Source organism: Niastella caeni, from assembly GCF_004834005.1.
Taxonomy (GTDB): Bacteria; Bacteroidota; Bacteroidia; order Chitinophagales; family Chitinophagaceae; genus Niastella; species Niastella caeni.
The window spans coordinates 205,769-232,621 of sequence record NZ_STFF01000003.1 but is presented as its reverse complement, the minus strand read 5'-3'; the positions used below and the strand labels follow the sequence as shown (position 1 = coordinate 232,621).

The following is a 26,853-nucleotide window of genomic DNA, read 5'->3' as shown; positions in this document are numbered from 1 at the left end:
GTTTAGAATCTTAATCCGATACCTACGTTAATGATCCGTTGCTGTGGATAGAACTGGCCGCTGTAATTGTCGCCTTCCGGGTCATAATCTTTTACTTTGGTAATAGTGAACAGGTTGAAAGCGCTCACGTATAACCGAAGCGACTGCATTTTCATTCTTGTAAGTAACTGGCTGGTAACATTATAACCTAATTGTACGTTTTTCAGCCGGAGGAAAGCTGCATTGTTCAGCCAGAATGTGCTGGGATAACGGCCGCCGTTCACAGAAGCTGAAGTTCTTGTATCAACCCTGGGGAATGAACCGCCCGGGTTGCTGGGGCTCCAGCGGTTATCGGCCCAACTGCTGTAGAAGTTACCTACAGTACCGGCTTCGGGTAATACGAACTGGCTTACCTGTGCCTGGCCGGCAAAAACGATCGAGATGTCAAATGATTTATAATCGGCGAACATGTTGATGCCATAAGTGATCTGCGGAACATTGCCGTATTTGGTTCTTACCGCGTCATCGGCAGTGATGCTGCCATCTTTGTTGTAGTCTTCCAATATCAGATCGCCGGGTTGCGCGCCGTTCAGGTGCGGGTATTTGGCAATTTCATCAGCCGTACGGAAGATGCCCAGTGAATTATACAATAAGGATGTATTTAAAGGACGGCCGGTTTGCTTTTGGTGAGGCAATACGCCCGCGGCTTCATCCATGAAGATGATCTTGCTTTTGGCAAACGTGAAATTACCGCCGGCGCCGTAGTGGAATTTTCCTTTGCGGTTATAATAACCCAGGGTAGCTTCCATACCGTTGCTGTTTACTTTAGCGATGTTTTCATCTGGCACCAATGGGTCTTGCTGGAAGCCGTTCACGATACCTGATACAGCGGGGATAGAGGCGTTACGGGGTGCAAGAATGTTGCTTCTTTTCTGTTGGAAGTAAATTACTTCAAAAAAGATATTATTCATGATAACCCCTTCGATCGCAACGTCTGTCTTACGCGCTACTTCCCAACGAATGTTGGCATTGGCCAGTTTGGTAAGGTCTATACCCGGAACGATACTGGAACCCAAAACTACCTGGCTGTTCAATGAATAGTTGTTAAAGTATTGGAACGGGTTTACGTTGTCGTTACCCAGGGTACCGAATGATGCCCGCAGTTTCAGATCGGTTAAGAAAGAGATGTCCCTCATGAACGATTCGTTCGAGATACGCCAGCCGGCAGAAAAAGAAGGGAAATAGCCGAACCGGTTACCGGGAGGGAACGTAGTAGATCCGTCAATACGCATCTGCGCATCGAACAGGTACCTTTCATCGTAGTTATAGGAAACTTTTCCCAAATAACTTTTACGGGTGAACCGGTAACTGCCGCCATAGTTAGCCAGGTCGGTGGCCGCTGTTCCGCCCTGTGATAATTCGGGCGTTTGCGTGGTTGGGAAGTTTATGCGGGAAGTGCCAAACGTTTCGCGCCGCAATTCGCTTTGTTCATAAGCCACGAATGAGTTGACGTTGTGTTTGCCAAAACTGTTCGCATAGTTCAGCCTGAGGTGAGAGGTGATCTGTGTAAAGTTCTCCTGGCTTTCGCTCAGCATGGCCGCGTTGTTAGAACCGCCTACGATCCTTGGATTGTAGGTATTGGCGTTTTTGTCGTACGAATATAATAAGTAAGGTGTTGAAAATGTTTTGTTGAAAAACCATGATTTATCTATAGCTACCCATCCTTCTAAAGACAATCCTTTCACCGCAGCAATATTGTAATTGCCTTTCAGGATACCATTAAATACCGATCCGGGATTTTTGTTCAACCCGCCGGCGTTGGTTGCCATCATGGCCGGGTTCATACCTTCAATACCGGTAGAAGGCAGGCCATTGGGATAGAAGGCCGGAATGATTGGGTAGGCACGATAAATAGAGCGGAAGATGGTACCAGCCGATGAGGTGGGGAATTGGCGGTCTTCCTGGCGGCCCGATAAATATACGCCTACTTTAAAGTCCTTGGTAACCGTAGCATCGAGATTAGCGCGGAAGTTGTATTGATTATACTTGGCCGCGCCATTTTTATATAAACCATCCTGGCTCAGCAGGCCTGCGCCCACATAATAGCGAACGTTCTCTGATCCGCCTGCTAAGGAAATATTTAAATTGTCCTGACCTGTTGAGTTTTTCAATGTGGCCTTTGCCCAATCTGTATTGGGAAAATTCAACGGATCGGAGCCATCGGCGAATTTTTGAATGTCAGCGGCAGAATATTGCTGGTTCATGCCACCCGCCTGGTTATTGTAATAAGCAATTTCATTGGCGATGGCTGCATAGGTAGGCGCATCAGCCATATCTGGTAAGCGCGTAGGAGAGGAGAAACCATGATCGTAGGTCACAGAAAAAGAGGATTTTCCTGCTTTTCCCCGTTTGGTAGTTACCAGAATAACCCCGTTGGCAGCGCGGCTTCCATAAATAGCGGCCGATGCATCTTTCAATACGGAGATATTATCGATATCCATCGGGTTCAATCTTTCCAAACCGCCTATTTGTCCGGGCACCCCATCTACCACGATGAGCACATCATTATTGCGCATAGTGGCCAAACCGCGAATTCGGATAGATGAACCATCATAACCCGGCTCACCACTGCGGTTGTTGATCATAACACCGGAAAAACGGCCGGCCAAAGAGTTTGAAACGTTCACTGCCGGGCTTTTTACCAGGTCGGCGCCTTTTACTACAGAAATTGAACCGGTAACGGTTGCTTTCTTTTGGGTGTTATAACCAACCACTACTACTTCCGACAGGTCAATTTTGGAATTTTGTAAGGTTATTTCCATGTCGCCGCCTGCCAGCATTTCCAGGGTTGCGAAGTTTACATGGGTAATTACCAGGGTGGCTTTTTCAGGCGCCTGAATGGAGAATTTTCCATCTGCATCGGTCACTGCTGATGTGGCGGTACCTTTAATTGTCACGGTAGCACCGGCTATGGGACCCTCTGCCGATATTACCCTGCCGCGAACTTGCGTCTGGGCAAAAAGCGATAAACTAATGAGATGAAAAAAACCAATGAGAAGAAGCTGTGGGGTTAACCTGTAAAGAAGCTTACAGATTGCCCTGTTTTTCAGATGCAATTGTCTCATACGAACAAGCACGTTAGGTTAAAAAAATAAGTCATTAGGCAGCCGCATAAATCAGCTAGTGGTTAGTATAAGCGGCGAGTTGGGATTCCTCCGCCTCTTACTTCAGAACAGTTGTTATACAGGCTGATTACATATGCAAAGTAGCCTTCCCACAGGGGGGCGAGAGGGGGTAAATCACTAAAAGATGGGGGGTAAATTATAGAAATTGACGTTGATTAAAATGGTTTTGAAAGGAAGTTGAATGTCCTATAGCCATCTCCATAGCTTTATGAAGTAGGAAGTAAGAGGTAGGAAAGAAGTTAACAGGTTGATGGAGTTGACTTCCTGCTTCTTACTTCGGGCATTTAAAATCTCACGAGTTAGTTTTAATCACATTATGGTCCCTGTTAAAGGAATTCCGGTACTTCTTTATGTACTCCGATGGGGTCATATGGAAGACCTTTACAAACTGTTCCCTGAAATAGCGCACATCATTAATACCAACCTGCAGGGCCGCCTGCCTGATATTCATATTCTCCGTTAACATAAGAACGGCCGCCCTTCTTAGCCTGATAGACCTGATAAACGCATTCAGCGACTGGCCCGAAATAGATTTTACTTTATTATATAAAGCCGGGTGGCTCATGCCCATGGCCTGCGAGAACTTCTTAATGGTGAAGCTGTCTGTGTCAATATTCTGTTCAATCACCGAAATGCATTTCCGCAGGAACTCCTGGTATTCGGCTGGTACTTTGGAGGAGGTTTCCTTTAAAGTGATGCTATCGAAGAAAAACCGCTGTAACAGGTTCCGGTTCCGCAAAATGGTTTCCACCTTGGCCTGCAGCAAGGTTTTATCAAATGGCTTGGTAATGTAATCATCTGCACCGCCCTCAATACCCTTTAATTTCATATCGATTGCCGAGGAAGCGGTCAGCAGGATAACAGGAATGTGGCCCAGGGTTTCGGATTGTTTTAAGGCAGTACACAATTCAAGGCCGTCCATTCCTTCCATATTAATATCGCTGATAACGAGGTCGGGAATATGTTGCAGCGCCAGCTTGTACCCGTCATCGCCATTATCAGCCACGTATACCAGGTAATTGTTTTCGAAGATCTGCTGCAGGTATTGGGTTATTTCCCTGTTATCGTCTATCAGCAGGATCGATTTTTTCTGCGTTACTACTTCTTCCGCCTGTTTGCCATCCTGCATTACTACGGGCATGGTTTCATTTTCTTCCTCCGGCTGTTGTTCTACTTCGGCGGCCAGCTCTTGCAGCAACTTGTTTTTCTCATTCAGATCGCCGGTTACGTAATCATAACCAGCCCCTGATTGCAGGTGGGCGATGCCCTTGAATAAAGTAATGGTGAATGTAGTGCCTTCGTTCAACACGCTGGTACAAATAACGGATCCTTTATGGTTTTCGATAAACTGTTTAACCAGGAAGAGCCCGATGCCAAAACCCGTTTGCCGTTTGCCATGGCCGGCCTGTTGAAATTTTTCAAAAATGCGCTGGCTGTCGGCCGGCTCAATGCCGCAGCCGGTATCCCTGATTGACAGGATTACCGTATTATTTGTTTCCTTAACACTAAAAATGATGGACCCGTTTTCTGGCGTGAACTTAAACGCGTTCGACAACAGGTTGAACAGGGCGATCTCTACCTTTTCGTAGTCGGCGTAAATGGTCAGCGAAGGGGTAGTGGTTGAAAACCGGTAATCGATATGTTTTGTTTTGGCCTGGTGCACGAAACACTGGAAAACTTCATCGCAAAGTTGAATAATGTCGATGGCGGAAATTTTAGTGGTGTCGGACCCATTATCTGCTTTTCTGAAAAGCAATAACTGATCAACCAGGCTCAGCAAGCGGCGTGCATTGCGCCAGGCTATTTTCAGGTCGTTGCGAAGCGTATGTTTTTCGGTATGCAGCGCTTCGCGGAGCGGATTAATAATAAGCGATAATGGCGTTCTGAATTCATGCGAGATGTTGGTGAAGAAGGTCAGTTTCTTTTCCATCAACTCTTTTTCCTTCTCATTTTCAATATGCGCCAGTTTTATTTCATACCGTAACCGTTCCTGTGTTCTGGTGTATCTTATATATATATAAATACCGCCGGCAAAACATAATACGTACAGCAAATACGCCCACCAGGTCCTGTACCAGGGCGGCAGCACAATGATCTGCAGCAATTGGGTTTCGTTGCCCCACGTACCGTCGGGGTTCATGATCTTTACTTTGAACAGGTAATTCCCTTCCTGTAGTCTTGAGTAGTTCGCCGTTCTGATCCGGTTCACATAATTCCAGTCTTTATCCCACCCCTGTAAAAAGTATGCGTAATTGATCTTATCGGCGCCTGAATATTCCAGTGCCAGAAAATCGAGCGACAAAACCGCCTGGTCAAAAGGAATGGTAACCTGGTTAATGTGCTCAAGCGTTCTTGCTGTAACGTACTGATCATCTCCTTCTACAGAAGTGTTATTGATCTTAAGGCCGGTTAAAAAGATGGCCGGTTGTTCGGTTTCGTCCTGTAAGCTATCGGGGTAAAAAATATTAAACCCTTTGATGCCGCCGAAGAGGAATTCACCCGATGCCAGCGCCAGACCGGCGTTGAAGCTGAACTGATTGCTTTGCAATCCATCGGACTGGGAAAAATTACGGCAGGTTTTTGTTTGCGGGTTGAACCGGCACAAACCGTTGTAGGTGCTTAACCATAAATTGCCGGCATCATCTTCCAGCAATCGCAGAATGGTATTGCCGGGCAGGCCATCGGCAGTAGTGAACCGTTTATATTTTCCGGTATGGCGGTCAAATAGCAATAAGCCGCCATCCTGGGTGCCGATCCAGAAGCTTTGTTTTTTGTCTTCAAGAATACACCGCACCGTATGCCCTAAATTATACCGGCGATGGTTGTTGCCGGTGCGATCGATCTTGATGAGGGTAGAATAATTGCCACCCCAAAAACCGCCCTGCCGGTCTTCGGAAAGGCATTGCAGGTTGGTAATGTCTTTATCGTAAAGGTCGAAACGATCAGCCTGCCGGTTAAACAAATACAGGCTGCCCTCATTGGTAGCGCTGGCCCAAAGCCGGTTTTGCGCATCCTGGTACAGCAGCCAGACATTGTTTTCTTTTTCGCGGGTGGCCGGGTTATAACAATCGTAGCGGGTAAAAGTGCCAGACGCTTTATTAAAACGGTTGATGGCGCCCAGCCAGGTAGAAACCCAGATCTCATTGTTATGATCTTTCACTATACTGGTGATAAAATTGCTGCTGATGGAGTTATTACCGGGACTGTTATTGGTGTATTGCGTAAATGTATTCTTCCTGCGGTCCCAGTAACGGAGTCCGGCCCCATCGGTTCCCACCCACACGTTGTTTTTTTCATCTTCGCAAAACGACAAAATGAAATTGTTGACGAGGTTGTCGTTTCCCGGCGGATTATACGTGATATGCGTGAAGGAACTCGTTTTCGATTCAATCATATTGATACCGCCGCGCAGGGTGCCGATCCATTTACGGCCATCGGCATCTTCATAAATGGCGTACACTGCATTACTATTCACCAATGACCTGCCCGATGCTGAAACAAAGGAGGCCGCTTTTGACGCGCCGGGTGGCAGTTGCAGCAGTCCATCCCCGTCGGAGCCAATCCAAAGCACTTCTTTTTTATCGAAGTACAGGTTTACAATTTTGCTGCGGTAGGGAATGAAGTTTTCGGAAAAACTATTGGTGGAAAGATCGAACCGGTATAAGCCGTTTTCATTACCCAGCCACAGGTTGCCCTGCTTATCAGCTTTTAAGCAATTGGCTTGCTTAATGGTGTTGGTGATGAGTTGCAGGCTCTTTTTGGCGTGGTTGTATTTGCATAACCCTACCTGTTGAATGAATACCCAAACGGTATTATGGCGGGCATCGGGTTCAATAGCTGTAACATCGTAATTGGCATCCAGGGAGATATCGTGCTGAACCGGAATTTGAATACCGGGTTTCCCTTTATTTTCAAAAACCAGCAACCCGCTTTGCTGGGTACCGATGAGCATGTACCCGCCGCTCGCGGCTTTTATAGTGTGGATGTTATCCTGCACATATTGCCAGCCCGCATTTTTCCATAGTTTGTATTGTAAGCGGGAGAATTTCGATTTCACGGGATCGAAAACACAGGCGCCTTTGAGGCCGCCCACCCAAATGTTGTGGTCTGCATCGCCTTCAATGGTGTAAATGGTATTGTTATTCAGGGAAGTGCTGTCGCCAATGACATTGCGGAAGATCTTGAACCCATAACCATCGTAACGGTTCAGGCCATCGTAGGTGCCGAACCACATAAAGCCTTTATAATCCTGGTAAATATTGATAACGACGTTGTTGGACAGACCTTGCTCGATACCCAGGTATTTGACCGGGTAATTATCAGCAAGTACGCGCAGTGTTAACAGAAGCAAAAAACAAAATGTTCCAATAGCTTTCAATCTCATGTAATTCCCCACTTTTCAGGTAATCGTTAGGGGTTAAAAATAAGAAAAATGGGGGGAAGTTGGAAGGCAGTAATATAGGCATGTAAAATATTGAGCAGCCTAATTTTATGACGTGTAAGTTGTTAATTAGCATCTTTAGGTTTAAGATGCCTTGCGGTATAAAAGGTGTCAGATTCCAGGTGCTGGGTTGCAAAATCTATATTCCAGTATTTTACGGCCAGCGACGAGTCCAGCTTTAGCCACCCTATAGGAATGATATTGACAGCAATGAATCCATTGTCTTTAACAAATCCAAATTTTATGGCCATTTTAATTTGCCTGGAAGGGTCAATGTTTAATGATGGATAGTCTAACGATTGAAAATCTATTGGTTGAATAATATCTCTGTACACCTGTTGCCCGGGCGTTAAAACAACCGGGTCATAATCGTCTCTCCTGGTGATCTCAGGTTTTGTTGCTGAAAAGTAAAATCCTTTTGCTTCTATGTCGGTTGAATCCTGATAGAAGTATATGGTGTTCTGAACAATTGTTGAATGCTGGTTTCCTTTATTATGGTAAACGACTTTTGTAATTAAGGTGGAGTCGTTTTCGAAGGTGCCGTCAATTACGTTGGCAATTAAATAATATTTTTCATAAAAAAATTGGAAGTAAAGTGAGAGTAAGGAAATGCCGATGGCAATGATTGAAATTACTAATGATGTTTTTTCAGAACTATTGGGTTTGCTATTTACCTGTTCTTTCTTATTATTTGAAGCTATCATTCTGGCCAGGCCTGTATACCCCGGGTGTCGTGGATGTTTTTTCATGTAAAGGATTAAAGCCTACATGATACAGTATTTTGATCTGCTATAAATGGGTGTTTTTCACGTTTTTTGATTGGTGCACATAGTAAATACGTGAAAAACACCCAATTTTATTTCCACCAATTGTTGTAGCCTTACACGGTTTATTAACTAAAACTATCATGTATGAAAAGGATGATGAATTTGACGGTCGCGGCATCGCTTGCAGCTTTATTATTTATGACCGGTTGCGGCAATTCGGAACAGGAGGTAACTCAAACTGAAAATGCTTCCGCTGCTGAAAATACCACTGAAAAGAAACTGGAACCCATTATTGATCTTAAACTAATAGGTAGCAAAACACTGGCTGAGGTAGAGGCGGTGCTTGGTAAAGCTGAAAGTACCGAAAAAGTGAAAGGGTTTCCTTGCGAACAATCCGATTGTCAACGGGCATTTTTTAAAAACGGGCAATTTGAGGTCATTTTCAAATCGGGAAGTGCTGATAGAATTACAATTAATAACACGCCCGATCTAACGGATAATGATGATGCCATACAAACACTGGGATTGCCTGCTTCAAAACCTACATTCAAAAACGGAAAGATTGTAACCCGCTGGAATAATGTAGAAAACATAAATGAGATCAATTTCTTCCCCAGTTATGTTTTAATTCAAATAACCAAACCGGACTAAAATTTTGGTTTTGAAACTTTTTATCGAAGGGACTGTCACTGACGGTCCTTTTTTTCTGAAAGTTTAGCCAAAGAGTAAGCGAAAGCGCATTCGTGTGCTTTAATAGTATAAATTTCTCTTTATAGATCAATTCCTCTGTTAGTTAAACAAGCCTGTTGCCTGTTTAAGTACACTCGCTTGCATTAAAAGTATATTCCTAGCCATTATAAGTTATAAGACCTTTTTTTTATTTTCTACACTCCTCTATAAGTACTTTTTTCCCGGTGTTAAGTTATAAAGCAAGCGAGATAATTACTTTTTCTTGATTATAAGTTAAAATCAACCCTCCCAAAGCTATTTTTCAGAAAAAAATAAATAATGAGGAAAAAGTATCTATGACCGGGAAAAATAATTTATAATGAACCGTATTGAATCTATCACCGGAGAAAAAGTAACTATCTCACCCGACAAAGTATTTATTTCTGACAAAAATGAGCTATAATTGAAAAGATCTAATTTATCTCACCTGAAAAAGTATCTATCGCCCAGGAAAAAGAAGCTATAACCGGAGAAAAAGCAATTATCCTTCAGAAAAATAATTTATAACCTGAGAACAAGCAACTATCGCTGCCGGAAAAGAGATCATCTGTTACAAGAAAGTGATCATCTCCCCAAAAAAGTAATTTTAGCCAGGCTTTTTTCCGTTATCTCCGGAAAAAAGCAATAAGGACCTTAAATGATAGAGCATCCCCCGGGAATTTGACTTGATCCGAATGGAGTTTAATTTTTTCTACGTGCTCAAAGGCAACAACTATTGGTTCATATAGATTATTCCCATATGAGAAGTGTACCGGAACTAAACCTGTACTATAGTTGAAGAGTGCATTTCGTACATAGATAAGCGTTCAGCCCCGGGATATCTATTCCAGGTAAAATGTTTGTCACTAACTCCTGTATTTCCATGCATTTACTTTTATACTCAGAATGGAAAGGTTACATTTTTTTAAACAAAATTATTATAACGGTAATGCAACCTTCCAGAAAAAAATCTGCTCTTAGTAATGAAAATTTTTACACAAATATTGGTTGGAAAGACTGGAAGGTGTAATTTTGACAATTATTAATACTTGCCATCCCTGATAATCACTCCCCGATTGCAGGAATATACAGTTTGCCTAAGAAAATTTTTAATTACATCTGCAAAACGCTTGTCATTTCTGAACAGGAACGATAAGATGCCATTGTTTTCAGAAAAACAGTTGTTGTTTGTCCCTAACGGCTTGAGAAAATAAAGGATAACCGCCTTTATTAATTACTATTAGCGAAGCTTCAGTCCGGAAGAAAAACTGAATGGCGCATGCTATGCGGCTATATGGCCCCGTACGTGCGTACCATACTGAATAATTACGTAGTCTATAAAAACTATAATACAAAACGAGATGAAGTACAAAGTTCTGCTCCCTTTATTAGTATCTGGTGTGTTTTTTAATGCATGTTCTAAAGAAGATGATAAAATGAATACTCCGGGAGACAAAATTCTGGAAACCTATTATCCTGGCTCCACAATGGAAATAAACGAACTGGCTATTTATACCAGCAATGGAGTTATTTCTGATCCTGCTGTGATTCAGGATTTCCTTGACCGCAATGTTAGTACTGAAACCAAAAACTATTTTTATGTTAACCAATCTTCGGTTAATATAAATGCCAACAACACGGTGCTGTATTTTCTTGAAAAGAACAGGGTTCACATTAATGGTACAAATATGGAAATTGTAGCGCAGAAAGATTCTTTGATGATCGTTTCTGAATACACTTCTACGCCTGTGCCTGAAAATAATTCTACCTGTAGCGCTTTAGCCGGCAAAGTTCCTGAATTTTCATCCTACTACGATTGCCCGGATGGAAGCTGCGCAAGCTATCGCAGAACATATCCTATAATTAAATCTGGGATCAATTACTATATACCTATGTTAACCTATGCCTCAGTAACCAAAGATTGCGCCATGGCGCCAATCGAAATACCTGCGATCAATATTAAGAATCATAGTCTGCAATCAAAACTGGTTGAGGGTGATTCAGTATTGATCCAGTATGCAAAATTGCCTTTAGTTAAAAAGACGGTATCAAATTAGTGTTCTGAAATAAAAGTGAATCAAGGGCTGCTGCAACTTTATTGCATGCAGCCTTTTGTTTTTTTACCCCCAACAAACGTTCATCTACATACAAAAAAGCAACACTCACCCAATTTGTTATGACATGCATATAATTTTTTATATATTTGGCCGTTTCTTAAAACCACATTTAACCCAAAATCAGTATCATGAAAATTTTGTCCAGATCTCTTGGTTTTTTTGTTGCCGTATTAGCCCTTACCACAGTTACCTCCTGTAACAAGTTAAAAGATGTCATTAAAATAAATGTACCGCTGGAAACTGCAGATATTCAGTTTTCCATTGCGCCTCAACCTGCAGGTACACAACAACTGACCGCTTTTCAATTTGGGATCAACATCGATAGCTTGTTAAAAATTGAAAATTCAAGCCTTGGTACCAGCAATATCAAACAGGTAAAAGTGAAAAGCATCACCCTGCAATTGAATAATGCCACCCAGAATGATAATTGGGGTGCTTTATCAGCTTGCGAAGCCGGCCTGGCTTCCAACAACATACCTTCCTATACTGTATTTGCCGGTTTAACTTCTAATCCGGATGCTTATGCTACCACTTTGAACATTCCGGTAAAAGATGTTGATCTGAAGAATTATTTCAATTCAACCGTTTTGTATTACAAAGTTTCAGGTACCACACGTCGTGCTACAACTACCACACTTACCGGTACTGCTACTATTGTGTTTGATATTGAAGCCGGACTTTAATATTGACTATTGTAGATTGGATCTTGTAAAACAGTGATCTAATTCAATTGAAGTTATATAATGGAGACCTTGTTATTTCATTGTAAATAGCAGGGTCTTTTTTTTCCAGATTTTGGGATTTAGAGATTTTGGGATTTGAAAGGCAAAAACCAAATTTCAAATAACAGGGACCCAAAAAGCAAATCACAAAAGCCTAAACCCAGTGGGAAGGGTAGGTGACTGTTGGAAAAACGCCGTCTACGCATAAGAACCATCTTCCATAGCTTGCCGAAGGTGCACCATATTCCAGGAAGGTTGTTGTAAAATTCAGGTCGTAAACCATCGATACCAATGTGGATAACATGCGATCCCTGTGTTATAAGTGTCTATTCGACAACCATAAAGCTGCAAGCAGCTAAAAGTAATTTCTTCATATTATATATTACGAAATTAGAAGGTTCGTGAGCGTTGATGATTAAAAATTATGTTACATTTTAATGTTTAAAGTATAGACGTTTAAAATAGTTGCATGGTACTATCTTAAAATAGTTTTTTTAATTGAGGATTATTTTTTATTATCGCATATTCCATTGACTGTTTTTCAATCCTGTTATCTCTCCACCAGAATGCTTTTTGTTTAAAGCAGATTTCTTGCTTGCACTAAACTTTAAGGGAATGATTGCCGCAACCTCCTTGCCATAGAGCAACAGGACTGTATTGAATTTAGAACCTCTGAACTAACTGAACATGAGAACTACTATTATCCTATTGTATTTACTATTACCTGCTATTGGACTGGCCTCGCCCGGACAAACTGATTATTTAGCCGTTTTGCAAAAGGCGGCGCCTAAAGACAGGCTGACCATTGCCCGCAAGATCTATAACGATCAGATCATTCACCTTGATTCTGCACAGGCACTCGCGGCCCTGAACCGGATACATCGTTGGGCCACTTCTATTCACGACATACCGTTGAAAGTATTCTCGGTTATTGCTATGGGCGATTTCCACAAAGAATATTTTAACCACCCCGATGAGAAGGCGCTTCATTTTTTTACCACTGCGCTGACCCTTGCTTTGGAATATAACATGAAAGAATCTGAAGCGGAGATCTATAATAATATGGGGTGGTTGTATTATAAACAGGATAAATTTCCCCAGGCCTTTGAGTATATGATAAAGGCCAATAATATTATCCAGAAAATAGGATATGCCAATTATCCATTTTCAAGCCGCTATTTATATGATCTGGGTTATATGTACTGCGATTTCGGTAATTACGAAAAAGCGAAATTCTATTTAGTACAAGCGATAAAGTATCCGTACAATAACGCTACTTATGCTATTCGCACCCTCAATACTTTGGGCCTGGCGTATAGAGAATTGCAACAGCACGATAGCGCCATTCTGTATTTTAAAATGGGATTGGATACGGCGAATGTAGTGCGTAACATGCCCTGGATTGGCATTCTTTCAGGTAACCTCGGTTCTGTATATTATTTTTTGAAACAATATGACCAGGCGGTTCCCTTGCTGAAAATAGATTATGCACTAAGTATGCAAAGTAGAGAATGGTCAAGCGCTGCTAATACTATTTGCATGTTGGCCGATCTTGACCTGGATAATGATAAACTGCAGGAAGCTGCGTTTAAACTGGAGGAGGCCCGGGAAGTTTTGAACAGGCAGGATGACCTTCGCCCGTTTGTATATTATGCCTTGCAGAAAGCAAGGTTGTTTAAACTACTAAAGCGGTACGACAGCGCGTTTGTTTACCTGGATACAGCGCGGCGGGCAGTGAATAAACTGGAATACCGACGCGATGCACTGGTATTCAGCCAGGCTGAACAAAAAGTAGCGGTTGAATTGCATTTGTCGGAAATGAAATTGCTGGAGAGTGAAAAAAGCAAAAGTGAACTGGTGCGCAATTTTATCATTGTAGTGATATTGTTGGTGCTGGTGATCGCCACTCAGCTTATTTTCAGGCAGCAGTTAAAGCAAAAGAAAAATAAAGAGTTGTTGAATAATGCTGTGCTACAGCTAAATTATTATATAGAAAGTGTGCGGGAGAAGAACCAGTTGATCGACCAGTTTAAACAGGAGATTGAACATTTGAATACCCTGCCCGAACAAAACATGCTGTCGCAGGAAAAAGAAGAAATTGCCGGTAAACTGCGGCAATACTCCATATTAACAGAAGAAGACTGGACCGAATTCAGGAGCTTATTTGAAAAAGTACAAATAGGATTTTTCGATAAACTAAAACAACAATTCCCCGACTTAACTCCCTCAGAGCAACGTTTACTCGCCTTAATGAAGTTAAAATTATCGAAACGGGAAATGGCCGGCATGTTAGGCATTGCGCCGGACTCCATCAAAAAAACACGACAGCGAATTCGAAAAAAGATCAATGTACAGGACGATGCTGCGCTGGAAGACCTGGTAGCCGCTTTATAAGAAATGCAGAACGCGTTACGCAAAACACTGAATGATAACGCAAGCCCTTATTCATGGGATGTTATAGGTTTCAGATGCCCGGTAACAGGCAACTGGCAACCGGTAACAGCAACATTGATCATTTACATCGCTTTTTAAGTTAAACTTTTAAGCCTTATTATTAAGTGGATACACGTAAAAAGAGATTAAAAATTGTGGATAAAACCGGTTGTCCCGTTGTTGTCCCGGTGTTGAGACCGTCTTGTCTCCCCCTTTTTATAGTCGCTTAACGTAATAATAATAATAAAGTAATCGTACCCGGTGGAAAATTGATTAAAGCCTGTCTACCATCAAACGGCAGGTTGAGATTGCTGGAAAGGATTTTTTTAAAAGTTCGTCAACCAAAATCAACTGTAACAAATGAGATATTTTGTACGGGCGTGCGTTTTATATTTATTACTGGTTTCTTTATTTTCTGCAAAAGGTTTAGCCAACCCCGGCGACACTACCTGGGTACAGGCTCAAAATGATGTTCAACTCGATTACTACAACGACTTCGACGCCGCTGTAACTTTTCCCTCCGGCACTGTTTCATATCGTAAAATAATAATGGTATTCACGCTGGGTAAATACCAATGCCCCGCAGGCACGCAGTATTGCGGTGACTGGGATTATACAGTTCAGAATTATTTAATGACACCTACTGATACGTTCGAATTATCGCGGCTCATTACTCCCTATGCCAATGCTTCTTATCCGAGAACCGGTTGGAACTGGAAACAACGATATTATTTCGATGTTACAGATTTTTACCCGGTCTTAAAAAATGCGGCTACCATCCGCCTGAGCTATCATAATTATTCCGGTGGTTTTACCGGCAACATAAAATTTGCATTTATAGAAGGAACGCCACCCCGAAGTGTCACCGGTATTAAAAGATTATGGCATGGCGCTTTTCCTTTTGGCCGTTCAACTGATCCCATCGAGAACTACCTGCCAGCTATCAACGCTTTGGCGCCTGCCAATACCCAGCAGGCCGAAATGAATTTTACCGTTACCGGTCATGGCAGCGATAACACCGGCTGTTCAGAGTTCTGCAGCAAATACTACCAGGTATATGCGAACAGTAGTTTGAAAGAAACAAAAACTATTTGGAAAGACAATTGCGGCAGCAATAATTTATATCCCCAGTCAGGTACCTGGATCTATAACCGCGCCGGCTGGTGTCCCGGTGAACAGGTAAATCCAAATGTACATAAGTTAGGTGCTGTAACCGCCGGCAACTCCATAAACGCAGATGTTAATTTTCAATCATATACCGGTAATGGAAGTGCGTCTTATATTATTGAATCGGCTTTGTTCTTTTATGGGGCCTACAACCAAAACCTGGATGCATCCGTTGAAAGCATTATTGCGCCCAATGACTATGAAGGTCATTTTCGGGCAAATCCCATTTGCGGTAACCCGGTAGTGGTTATAAAGAACACCGGTGCTACTACCATCAATTCCGTTGCGTTGCAATATGGGGTGGCAGGACAGACATTGCAAACTTATACTGTGTCGGGCCTGACCATTGCGTCTTCAAAGGACACGACCATTAAGTTACCCAGCTTGTCGGCGCTTGCCACATTAGCAGCTGGTTCAATAAACAAATTTGTGGTAACCATTCAGCAAATAAATGGGAATGCCGATGGATATGCTCTTAATAATAGTATGCAATCTTCTTTTGTAGCAGCGCCGGAGTGGCCCGGCCGGTTTACAATGGTAATCAAAAGTAACAATGGGGCCACGCAAACCAAATGGCGGATCGAAGACCTGAACAGTACCGTTTACAAACAACGCAATCCAACAGCTACGCAGACGGTGTATACCGATTCTGTAGAATTACCCGATGGCTGCTACCGGCTGGTAGTAACCGATGCCAATTGCGATGGGCTGTATTGGTGGGCTAACAGTGGCGCCGGCAGGGGATACGTGTATGCTGCAAAAAAGGATGGTACTGTAATTCCCTTTACCAACGGGCTGCCTGCTTATCCTGCTTCGCTGGCGCCTGATTTTGGCTGCGGGTTTACCCAATATTTTCGTGTTTCCAGCACCCTGGCTGCTGATCAATTGTTGTTGAGCGGGGAAGCGAAAGAAGCGAACAACCTGTTGTCGTGGGAAACATCCAAAGAAGTTAATACCGAGCGTTTTGCTCTGGAGTATTCTGTCAACGATACTACTTATACTGCTGTTGCCGAGGTAAAAGCAAATGGCAACACATCTTCCAAATCAACTTACAGTTCAACACATATACCAACAGTACATTCCGCATTTTACTATTACCGGTTGAAACTGTATTACACAGACGGCTCCTGGAAATACAGTAACAAAGTGACCCTATCGCCGGTTGCCAGTAGTGAATTTGCCGTGGATGTACGCCCAAGTCCATTTAACGATGAAATAAAAGTACGCATTACAGCTCCCCGTTCCCAAACGGCCAGTATCACCTTGTTCGATATGCAGGGGCGCATACTGCTAAACAGGAACAGCAATTTGTCAACGGGATTGAATGTGATCTCTATTGATGGAAATAGCTTCGCTGCTGGTGTGTACACGATCGTTATTCGTTCAGATGGACAAAAGCTTGCCAGGAAAATTATTAAGCTTTAAAGAAAAAACCTGGTACACATTTATATGAAACAATTATTTTTTTTAAACCTGTTCCGATAGTTAATTAAAAAATACATTTTATGAAGAGCCCTGATTCTAAGTTAGTAGTTAAAATGCGGGCAGGCGACGTGTCGGCCTTTGATAGTTTGTATTGGCGGTATTACCAGGTGGTTTACCGAAATATTTTAAAGCTCACAAAAGATCCATTGGTTGCTGAGGATATTTTGCAGGAAGTTTTCATCAGGCTTTGGGAAAAACGACAGACCATCAATTTCGAACAGCCGGTTGTTAACTGGATCTTTGTCATCAGTTTTAATTTGTCTATTGATTATACCCGTAAAAAACTTCGGGAACAGGAACTGCATCGCAAATTGCTCGCAGTTAGCGATGCCATTTCGCAAAACCCATCTGCATATGAAGATTATTACCAATTGTTGAAACGTGCAATAGAACAACTGTCTCCACAAAAACAAAAGATCGTAAAGCTGTGTAAGCTGGAAGGAAAAACATATGAAGAAGCCGCAGCCGAATTAAAGATCTCGCGCCATACGGTGAAGGAATATTTGTCGGCAGCTATGGCCAGCTTAAGCGAATATGTTCGCCAGCATGCGCATACTATTTCGGGGTTGGGATGCGTGGTTTGAAAGCCTCAAGCTGCAAACTACAAGCTTAAAGCCATCTCCTGTATTTGCTTGCGGCTTTCAGCTTGAAGCTTGAAGCTTGCGGCCGGCTTTAATAGTCACGGGGTACAAGCCAGAAAAAAGATACAAGAATATTACACCATATCCCCCCGAAACTTACAGTAAACCGTGTTTATAATATATAAAACCTTAACTGGTGAAAGACAGACAGGAATATTTGAAATACTTGTTAGCACAGAAGAAATTGACCAGTGAAGAAGAAGAATGGTTGCTTAATTATCTGAACGATCAGGATATTTCAGATATTCAAAAAATTGCGGCTGAAGATTTTGAGACGGATATTACATACATGAAGAAGAGCCTTGACAGGAAGCAGTCTGAGGAGATACTGGAAAAAATTCACAGCCGCATGTATGTCCCAACCCCAACATTTACACAGGTTATCCGGTTGCATCAATTGAAAATAGCTATTGCAGCCATGATCATTATTATAGCAGGTGCAGGATACTGGTGTATGGAAAACGGTGTGTTATTGGTGCCGGCACAGAAGGAGATCATCACTACAGGTAAAAGAAAAACAGTCAAATTGCCTGATGGTTCATTGATAACTCTGGAGCCTGATAGCAGGCTGGGATATCCGAGAAAGTTCACCGGTAATACAAGAGAGATAACATTGACTGGTGAAGCTTTTTTTGAAGTGAAACCCAATCCCGAAAAACCATTCATTGTGCATACGCCCTATGTGATGGCCACCGTATTGGGAACTTCATTTAATATAGAGGCATATCCCAATGGAATAGCCAGGGTGGTGGTAGCATCGGGTCGCGTGAAGGTGGAGACTATTAACGCCACCAATGAGTTGCAGGCAGTGATCATTACGGCGAATCAAAGCGTAACGTATAATATTACGATCAATGAAATTGAGAAGCGAAATGTGCCGGAAGACGCCGTTTATTACAAACAAAGGCATAGTGGTAAATTCAGTTATGCAGGCGCGCCTATTACAAAAGTGATACAGGAAATGGAACGGTATTATCATACTTCAGTGACGTTGGAAGGAAATATGAGCGGTTGCGTGTTCTATGGATATTTCCAGGTGAATGATAATATCGACAGAGCGTTGAGCCTGGTTGCCTTGTCGCTGAACGCAAAAGTTAAGAAGAACATTAACAATAAAGGATATCTTATTACCGGCGGTAACTGCCGGTGATCCTGGAAAAACCAATCTAACGCTTAGGGAAATCAAGCCTTAACCGGTATAGACCAGACAGGCACAATGCTCCTGTACACATCTGAAACCAGTTGATCCCGCCCAAGCGTGCCTAGTTTATTCAAAAGTATACTTGCCATTTAATGTTACGGTAGCATATGGTTGTACGGTTATAAACCGGCGACAGGGCTGCCTATTACTTAAAATCAACCCAATAACGGTATGTACAAAACTATACCACATGCATCTTATTGCCCTGCCGGGAAAAATGTAAAGTCTCTACTGCTGGTGCTCCTGCTATTTTGTAGTTCTGCAGCGCACCTGGTGGCTGGCGGCGTTAATACAAAAAAGCGGCAGAATATCCTGGATAAAGTAATATCCATTGAATTAAAGAATGTGGTGTTGAAAGAAGCCCTGGAAAAGATCGGCAACACTGCAAAAGTATTTTTCGTTCATACCAACAATGAGATACTGCTTAAGAATAAAATAAGTTTATCAGCGTACAAGCAAACCGTTGGGGATGTTCTAAAAAAAATACTTACTCCCTATGCACTATCTTATATCGTTATTGATGACCGGATTATTGTTCGGCCTGAAAATAATGTACCTGTGCGGCCGGTATCAAATGCTACCGGCAACCCGGCCCAAACAACAAATGATATCACTGTAAAAGGAGTTGTGACCTCCGAAAAGGGGGCGCCCCTGGCAGGTGTTTCGATCATTGTAAGGGGAACATCCCGGGGTGTTGCCACGAATGAGAAAGGTGAGTTCGAATTAAAAAATATCAGCAGCGACGCGGTGCTGGTATTTACTGTTACAGGATATGCTACCGAAGAGGTTAAAGTAAGTAATTATAAGGATGGTTTTATTCAGTTAAAGCTGAAAGAAGAAGCTACCAATATGGACCAGGTGGTGGTAATGGGTTATCAGAATGTAGATAAGAATAAGTTTTCAGGTTCTTCTGTACGCCTGAAAATGGACGACATAAAAATGGATGGTACAACCGATGTGAGCCGGATGCTGGAAGGCCGGGCTGCCGGTGTATCGGTTCAAAACGTATCGGGCACATTTGGTGCTGCTCCTAAAGTGCGCGTACGTGGCGCAACCTCTATCAATGGCGATAATAAACCTTTATGGGTGGTAGATGGCGTTGTGCTGGAAGATATCGTGAATATTTCAAACGATCAGTTATCGAGTGGTGACCCTACCACGTTGTTAGGTTCTGCTGTTGCCGGTTTGAATGCCAATGATATTGAAAGCTTCGATATCTTAAAAGATGCGGCCGCTACCGCTTTATACGGAGCGCGGGCAATGAATGGGGTAGTGGTGATCACTACCAAAAAGGGCCGGGCGGGGAAAACATCGGTTGCCTATACCGGTAACTACAGTACCCAGTTAAAACCTACTTACAACGACTATAATATTATGAATTCGGCCCAGCAAATGAGCGTGCTGGCTGAACTGGAACGCAAAGGTATTCTTTCTTCCGACCTGCTCGACCGTTCTGATATTGGCGTGTATGGTAAAATGTATGGGAAACTGAGCGAGCTGGATGCCAATGGCAACTTCGTACTGATGAATACGCCGGCTGCTAAAAAAGCCTTCCTCTTACGATATGCTAAAGCCAATACCGATTGGTTCGATCTGTTGTTCCGCAATAACTTTATGCAGGAGCATTCTGTAAGCATTTCCTCCGGGACCGATAAAACACAATCTTATTTTTCTACCAGCTTTTACGGCGATAACGGCTGGACCATCGCCGATAAAGTAAGCCGCTATACCCTGAACTATCGCAACAATTATAAATTCAACGACAAGCTGAGCGGTGGTTTTGCAACTGTAGGTTCTGTTCGCCAGCAAAAAGCCCCGGGATCGCTTTCCCGCAGTGGTAATCCCGTTGAAGGCAAGTATGATCGTGATTTTGATATCAACCCCTTCAGCTATGCCTTGAACACCAGTCGTACCCTTACAGCATATGATGAAAAAGGCAACCTGGAATATTTCAGAAGGAACTATGCAGACTTTAATGTTCTTTCTGAATTAAAGAACAACTATCTCGACCTCAATATCATTGACCTGCGGTTACAGGGAGATCTGGCATATAAGTTTGCTAAGAACTTCCGCTATGAGTTTGTGGGCGCCATGCGTTATGTAAAATCAACCCGCGAACACCAGATCACCGAGAACTCAAATATGGCCAATGCCTACCGGGCAGCGGAAACCTCAACGATCCGGTCGGGCAATAAATTCTTGTACACTAATCCGGATGATCCGGAAGCATTGCCGGAAGTGGTATTGCCCTATGGCGGGTTCTACAACCGCACTGAAGATGCCCTGGTGAATTTTGATATCCGAAACAGTTTGAACTATACAAAAACCATTTCAGGTAAACACTTTGTGAATGCATTGGTGGGGCAGCAGGTAAAATATGCCGACAGGCAGCATTTCTCCAATACCGGTTATGGCTACCAGTATGAAAATGGCGGTGTTCCTTTTACCGATTACCGCATTTTGAAACAAACGATCGAATCTAATTTTCCTTACTATGAAATGAGCAAAGAATATGACCGCTTTGTGGCTTTATATGCATCCGGTACTTATACCTATGATTCAAAATACAATTTTACCGGTACTGTTCGGTACGACGGTTCTAATCGCCTGGGAAAGTCTCCCAAAGCCCGCTGGCTGCCTACCTGGAGTGTTGCCGGTTCATGGAATGTAGACCAGGAAGCTTTTATGCAGAAATTTGGCTGGGTTGATTTCCTGACAGTGCGCGGTACGTATGGGTTAACAGCCAGTATGGGGCCTGCTACCAATTCAAGCATTGTATTAAGAAATGCAACTACCCGACGTCCATATGCAAACGAAACAGAATCGGTGATTCAATTGATCAACCTGGAGAACAGCGATCTTACCTGGGAGAAATTATATACCACCAACCTGGGTATTGACGGAGGATTTTTGAACAAGCGGATCAATGTAAGCCTGGATGTTTACCAGCGGAGAAGTTTTGATTTGATCAGCACCATTAAAACCTCTGGCATTGGTGGTGAGCCTTATAAAGCGGCCAACTATGCCGATATGGATTCCAAAGGCCTGGAAGTATTGGTAGGTGGTCAGATAATTCGTAAAAAAGACTGGGGTTGGAAAACGACATTAACGTTTGGTTATAACACCACAAAGATCACCAACGCCAAAAACGAACCCAACATCTTCAACCTCGTAAGCGCTGAAGGTGGCAATAAAGAAGGGTATGCCGTTCGGGGTTTGTTCTCCATAAAATACAAAGGGTTGGAACCATTCTCAGGATACCCGCTGTTTGTTGATGAAGAAGGAAAGACCAGTTCAAACGTATACATGCAGTCTGAATCAACAAACAACCTGCAGTATGAAGGCCCGGTTGATCCTACCATCACCGGTGGCTTTTCGAATACCTTCCACTACAAAGCATTTTCACTGAATGTGTTCATTACGTACCAGGCAGGAAACACGATCAGGTTGTATCCCGCTTTCAGAAGCAGTTATTCTGACCTGGATGCAATGCCCAAAGAGTTCTACGACCGATGGAGTATGCCTGGTGATGAAAAATATACCAACGTTCCCTCTATACTGGATGCATTTGCGCAATCGCAAATGGGCGGGGCATACCCTTATAACAACTACAATTATTCAACACAACGGGTAGCTAAAGGCGACCTGGTGCGATTAAAGACCGTATCGCTGGCCTATCAGCTTCCCAATGACATAGTAAGAAAGTACGGATTGAACAACGCTTCTTTAACGGCAGCTGCTACTAACCCCTGGTTGATATATAGCGATGAAAAACTACGTGGACAAGACCCTGAGTTCTTCAATTCCGGGGGTGTGGCGCAGCCAGTTCAAAGGCAGATCACATTGGCTTTGAAAGTTGGTCTGTAAGAAAAGCAACGAGGCAACAACGAATAGAGGCTACGAGAAAAAACCAAGAACTAACACGTAACAAAAGCGAACATGCATAAAATAGTAACATACACTTCTTTTGTTCTACTACTGGGAACTGTCACTGGTTGCAAAAAATTCCTGGAAAAAAATCCTGATAACCGGGCGTCGCTCGAAAGTCCGGAGCAGGTGGCACAGTTGCTGGGCACTGCTTACCCCCAAAACAATTACATGGCATTTACTGAATCCATTTCAGATAATGTATCAGATAAAGGAACCGGCGGTCTCGATCTTACTGCATTGCAACCATATTTTTTTAAAGATGTAACGGAGAATGAACAGGATTCACCGGAGGGATATTGGTCTGCCTGTTATGCGGCCATTGCTGTTGCCAACCAGGCCCTGGAAGCTTGTACTTCAGCTTCCGATACAGCGAAGTATTCTTCTCAAAAAGGAGAAGCGCTCGTATGCCGTGCCTACGCCCATTTCATGCTGGTTACTTTGTTTGCAAAAACTTATAACCCGAATACCGCAGCAAGCGATGCGGGGATCCCTTATGTAACTACTCCTGAGAAAGTGGTATTTAAAAACTATTCCAGGAAAACGGTGAGCTATGTATATGAGATGATCGAAAAAGACCTGGTAGCTGGTTTGCCGTTGCTGGATGATACACGCTATACCGTGCCCCGTTATCATTTTACGAAAGCTGCCGCCAACGCATTTGCTTCCCGCTTTTATTTGTTCAAACAGGATTATACAAAAGCGCTCGCTTATGCAAATGCAGTGTTCTCTACCACCAATGTGTCGGCCAGCTTACGTCCCTGGAACAGCACGTACCTCACCCTTACCTACAGGGAATTGTGGGCCCGTTATGCCAAAGCTTCTGAGCCGGCTAACCTGTTATTGGTTGAAACATCTTCATTGTGGGGAAGAAATTATTACAACCAGCGCTATGGCATGGATGCCGACAAAAGAACGGAGATCTTAAACTCGAATGTAACCGGCGGCCAATATGCCTTCACCCGCCAAACCTATACCGCAGGTACCAATAATTACATGCTGCCCAAGGTCAATGAATACTTTGTGCGCTTGTCGGTAAATGCTACCATTGGTTATCCTTATGTAATGGTACCACTGTTTACTACGGAAGAAGTGCTGTTTAACAGAATAGAAGCCAACATTTATCTTAACAATATCCCTGCGGCGGTAGAAGACCTGAACGCCTATGCCGCCACACGTATTTTTAACTATAACGCAGCCAGTCATACGATCACGACCAGCAAAATGCAAACCTATTATGGGAACAGCGATCCAGGGATAGCAGCTTTGTTGACCCTGCTTGATTTTAAACGGGCAGAGTTTGTTCAGGAAGGTATGCGTTGGTTTGATCTGTTACGCTATAACATACCGGTAACGCATACAACTACAGAAGGCCAAACCATGACGCTGGAAGCTGACGATAAACGCCGGGTATTTCAAATACCTGAATCGGCAAAACTGTCTGGTCTGGAATTAAATCCACGTTAAACCCTGTTGCAATGATGAATGAAATACATAACAAAAGACAAGTAACAGCCAAAGTGATACCCATATCTATTGCCAGTGGCCGGAGAAATGTATTACAGTCGTACGACGATATGATCATCGATAAGCGGGTGCCCGGCTGGTTGGTTCCCTTGCTGGAGCGGTTAAAACAATTAAAAAATATACTGGTGAATAATACACAAAAAATAGTGTTCTTCTTCTGCCTGCTGTCACTGGTGTCCTGCAAAAAGGAATCACTGGACAACGTAGAAGATATTCCGGGGCTTGGTGGCGATACCTGGGCAAGTACGCCTATTGATAAATGGGTGTTCGACAGTTTGACTGTACCCTTCAACATAGCTGTAAAATATAAGTGGGACCAATTTGAGTTGAGCGTGAACAAGACGCTGGTTCCGCCCAAAGAAGAAAAGATCATTCCGGTATTAAGCGCCGTGAAAAAAGTGTGGATCGATACCTATATCGCTGAAACCGATTCGCTGTTCATGAAGAAGTATGTTCCCAAGTTCTTCGCATTGGCCGGTAGCGCCAGTTGGAACACCGATGGAACCATTACGCTGGGTACGGCGGAAGGTGGTCGTAAAGTGGTGTTGTATGTGTTGAATGATTTCAGAACGAAAGGCATGACCGGTTATGTGCCTTCGGATTCTTTTGGCATCAAGCGAATGTTCCACACCATTGAGCATGAGTTCGGGCATATTCTTCACCAGACCATCATGTACCCGCTGGATTACAAATCTATTTCTGTAGGGTTCTATACCTCCAACTGGAATAATGTATCGGATGCGCAAGCGAACCGCGACGGATTTGTATCAGCCTATGCAGAGTCTTCACCCGATGAGGATTTTGTGGAAATGATCAGTATGATGTTGGTAGAAGGCAAGGCTGGTTTTAATGCCATCGTGAATAGCATACCGGCCGGTACCAGCGACAATAACGTAACGCAGGCGCAGGCAATAAGCCGCTTACGCCAGAAAGAAGCCATCGTGGTTTCGTATTTCAAAGATACCTGGGGTATTGACTTTTATAGTCTGCAAACGAGAGTGAGAGCGCAGGTGGAGAAGCTGATTAAGTAGCTGGTAGCTTAAGAGCTAGTAGTGAGTAGCGAGTGGCGAGTAGGAAAGCCAAAAGAAAGCAGCGAGTTACGAATGAAAGCCCTACTAGTCACTAGCCACTGACCACTAGCTTACAATGATTCATATTTCACGTAAAAAACAAGCAATGAAAAAGTTATTTATATATACAGTAGCTGCAATCATCGGTTTCTATGGTTGTAATAAAAAAAGCGATGATGCTTTTGATAAGTCGCCCGATGAGCGGCTTAATGAAACCCTGGCAACCTATCAATCTGCGTTGGTTGGCGCGCAATATGGTTGGAAGGGCCTGATCTATCCGGCCGGCCTGGATGGTGGAGTAGTGGGGTTCTATTTCAAGTTCAATGAGGGCAATCGCGTAGAAATGTTCTCTGATTTCAATGCAGCCTCTGCTGTTACGCCAATGACGGCCAGCTATCGGCTGAAAGCATTACAACAGCCAGCCTTATTGTTCGATACTTATTCCTATGTGCATGTATTGGCTGATCCCGATAGGGCAGTCAATGGCGGCAACTATGGTGATGGTTTGAAGTCTGATTTTGAGTTTGCCATAGATGGCATTTCCGGCGACACTGTGAAATTGACCGGCCGCTTCAATGGCAGCAAAGCCATCCTGGTAAAAGCTACGCAACAGGAAGCGCAAAATTATTATGACAAGAAGTATGCTAACCGCCTGTTCTCGAATATCAGCAATTATATAACGTATTTCAAAAGGCTGGTTGTAGGCAGCACGCAATACGAAATAAAGGTTAATCAGTCAACCCGTACCATTACATTTACCTGGGTAGATGGAAATGGAAACGTGCATACGTTTACCACCGGCTATTATTATACGGCAGATGGCATTGCCTTGTCGCCGGCATTTAATGATGGTTCCACAACCATTTCGGCTTTCAATAACATTGCATGGAACGGTTCTACCACAACTATGACCTTTACTGTTAATGGCACCTCTTCTTCTATTATCGGATCAGGACAGCCGATAAAAGTTGACCTGGACGCGCCGCGCCGCTGGTGGCAATATGCAATTGACCAGGACGGTTATTGGATTTCTCTGCAAGGTTTCCACGTGAATGGTGTAGATGACGCTTATGGCGTTACAAGAACTACCAATTTTTATTTCATGTTGTACTGGCCGCAGTATGGAACAAGTGGTGGTATTGCATATGATGTAGTAGGTAATGTAAAACTGGTCAACAACTCATTGACATTACCCTATGGACTGGGTTACCGCCCGCCAAATTTTACAACAGATGGCCGGATCTCATTCCCTTATTTAGGATCGCTCGGTACAGTAACTGCGGCTGATTCTGTAGCCGTAGCCAGGACCCGCATCCAGTTTGCAGAGACAAGCGGTTATTACCTGGTTCGCACCGATTCCACTACTTACGATATGGTGAGTGCAAAAGATGGTAAAGCCTGGATCACCTGGGAATATCCTGATTGATTGCCTGTATGCAACTATAAGATATTAAACAGAAAAACCACCCAAATTATACGGCCC

The 26,853-nt window shown here is 43.2% G+C and carries 15 protein-coding genes; 11 read left to right on the top strand and 4 right to left on the bottom strand.

What is annotated here, in order from left to right; genetic code table 11:
* Positions 1–2: 2 nt before the first annotated feature.
* From FAM09_RS12325 to FAM09_RS12315, 3 genes are all read right to left on the bottom strand, one after another.
* Entirely contained in the window at positions 3–3,104 is a 3,102-nt protein-coding gene (locus FAM09_RS12325) for a SusC/RagA family TonB-linked outer membrane protein (RefSeq protein ID WP_136577423.1), read from the bottom strand.
* A gap of 352 nt (positions 3,105–3,456) precedes the next feature.
* A complete protein-coding gene (locus FAM09_RS12320) occupies positions 3,457–7,515 on the bottom strand; it encodes a two-component regulator propeller domain-containing protein (RefSeq protein ID WP_243751657.1) in 4,059 nt (1,352 codons plus the stop codon).
* A 155-nt stretch (positions 7,516–7,670) separates the two neighbouring features.
* The gene (locus tag FAM09_RS12315; protein WP_136577421.1) at positions 7,671–8,354 is read right to left on the bottom strand and encodes a hypothetical protein; all 684 of its coding nucleotides are present in this window, start codon (positions 8,352–8,354) and stop codon (positions 7,671–7,673) included.
* Between the two features lie 162 nt (positions 8,355–8,516).
* On the opposite strand from FAM09_RS12315, the gene FAM09_RS12310 reads away from it, so the two are divergent.
* The 3 genes from FAM09_RS12310 (at position 8,517) to FAM09_RS12300 (ending at position 11,880) form a co-directional block, all read left to right on the top strand.
* A complete protein-coding gene (locus tag FAM09_RS12310; RefSeq protein WP_136577420.1) occupies positions 8,517–9,023 on the top strand; it encodes a hypothetical protein in 507 nt (168 codons plus the stop codon).
* Positions 9,024–10,441: 1,418 nt separating this feature from the next.
* A complete protein-coding gene (locus FAM09_RS12305) occupies positions 10,442–11,137 on the top strand; it encodes a hypothetical protein (protein ID WP_136577419.1) in 696 nt (231 codons plus the stop codon).
* 188 nt (positions 11,138–11,325) lie between these two features.
* Positions 11,326–11,880, top strand: coding sequence for a hypothetical protein (locus FAM09_RS12300; protein WP_136577418.1), 555 nt, complete (start codon positions 11,326–11,328; stop codon positions 11,878–11,880).
* A 193-nt stretch (positions 11,881–12,073) separates the two neighbouring features.
* Here FAM09_RS12300 and FAM09_RS30680 read toward each other — a convergent pair whose 3' ends face one another.
* Positions 12,074–12,223 (bottom strand): hypothetical protein, encoded by a 150-nt coding sequence (locus tag FAM09_RS30680; RefSeq protein ID WP_153825450.1) that lies wholly within the window; start codon positions 12,221–12,223, stop codon positions 12,074–12,076.
* Positions 12,224–12,606: 383 nt separating this feature from the next.
* Between FAM09_RS30680 and FAM09_RS12295 the strand changes: the two genes are divergently transcribed.
* From FAM09_RS12295 to FAM09_RS12260, 8 genes are all read left to right on the top strand, one after another.
* A complete protein-coding gene (locus tag FAM09_RS12295; protein ID WP_136577417.1) occupies positions 12,607–14,313 on the top strand; it encodes a tetratricopeptide repeat protein in 1,707 nt (568 codons plus the stop codon).
* A 399-nt stretch (positions 14,314–14,712) separates the two neighbouring features.
* Positions 14,713–16,944 (top strand): T9SS type A sorting domain-containing protein, encoded by a 2,232-nt coding sequence (locus FAM09_RS12290; protein ID WP_136577416.1) that lies wholly within the window; start codon positions 14,713–14,715, stop codon positions 16,942–16,944.
* Positions 16,945–17,024: 80 nt separating this feature from the next.
* A complete protein-coding gene (locus tag FAM09_RS12285; RefSeq protein WP_136577415.1) occupies positions 17,025–17,588 on the top strand; it encodes an RNA polymerase sigma factor in 564 nt (187 codons plus the stop codon).
* 193 nt (positions 17,589–17,781) lie between these two features.
* Positions 17,782–18,795 (top strand): FecR family protein, encoded by a 1,014-nt coding sequence (locus FAM09_RS12280; protein ID WP_136577414.1) that lies wholly within the window; start codon positions 17,782–17,784, stop codon positions 18,793–18,795.
* Between the two features lie 222 nt (positions 18,796–19,017).
* Positions 19,018–22,713, top strand: coding sequence for a SusC/RagA family TonB-linked outer membrane protein (locus FAM09_RS12275; RefSeq protein ID WP_136577413.1), 3,696 nt, complete (start codon positions 19,018–19,020; stop codon positions 22,711–22,713).
* A gap of 72 nt (positions 22,714–22,785) precedes the next feature.
* Positions 22,786–24,240 (top strand): RagB/SusD family nutrient uptake outer membrane protein, encoded by a 1,455-nt coding sequence (locus FAM09_RS12270; protein WP_136577412.1) that lies wholly within the window; start codon positions 22,786–22,788, stop codon positions 24,238–24,240.
* A gap of 11 nt (positions 24,241–24,251) precedes the next feature.
* On the top strand, positions 24,252–25,331 hold the full coding sequence (locus FAM09_RS12265) for a zinc-binding metallopeptidase (protein ID WP_243751656.1): 1,080 nt from the start codon (positions 24,252–24,254) through the stop codon (positions 25,329–25,331).
* A 145-nt stretch (positions 25,332–25,476) separates the two neighbouring features.
* Positions 25,477–26,796 carry a DUF4302 domain-containing protein gene (locus FAM09_RS12260; protein WP_136577411.1) on the top strand — a complete coding sequence of 440 codons (1,320 nt, stop codon included), beginning with the start codon at positions 25,477–25,479 and terminating at the stop codon, positions 26,794–26,796.
* The last annotated feature ends 57 nt before the right edge of the window (positions 26,797–26,853 follow it).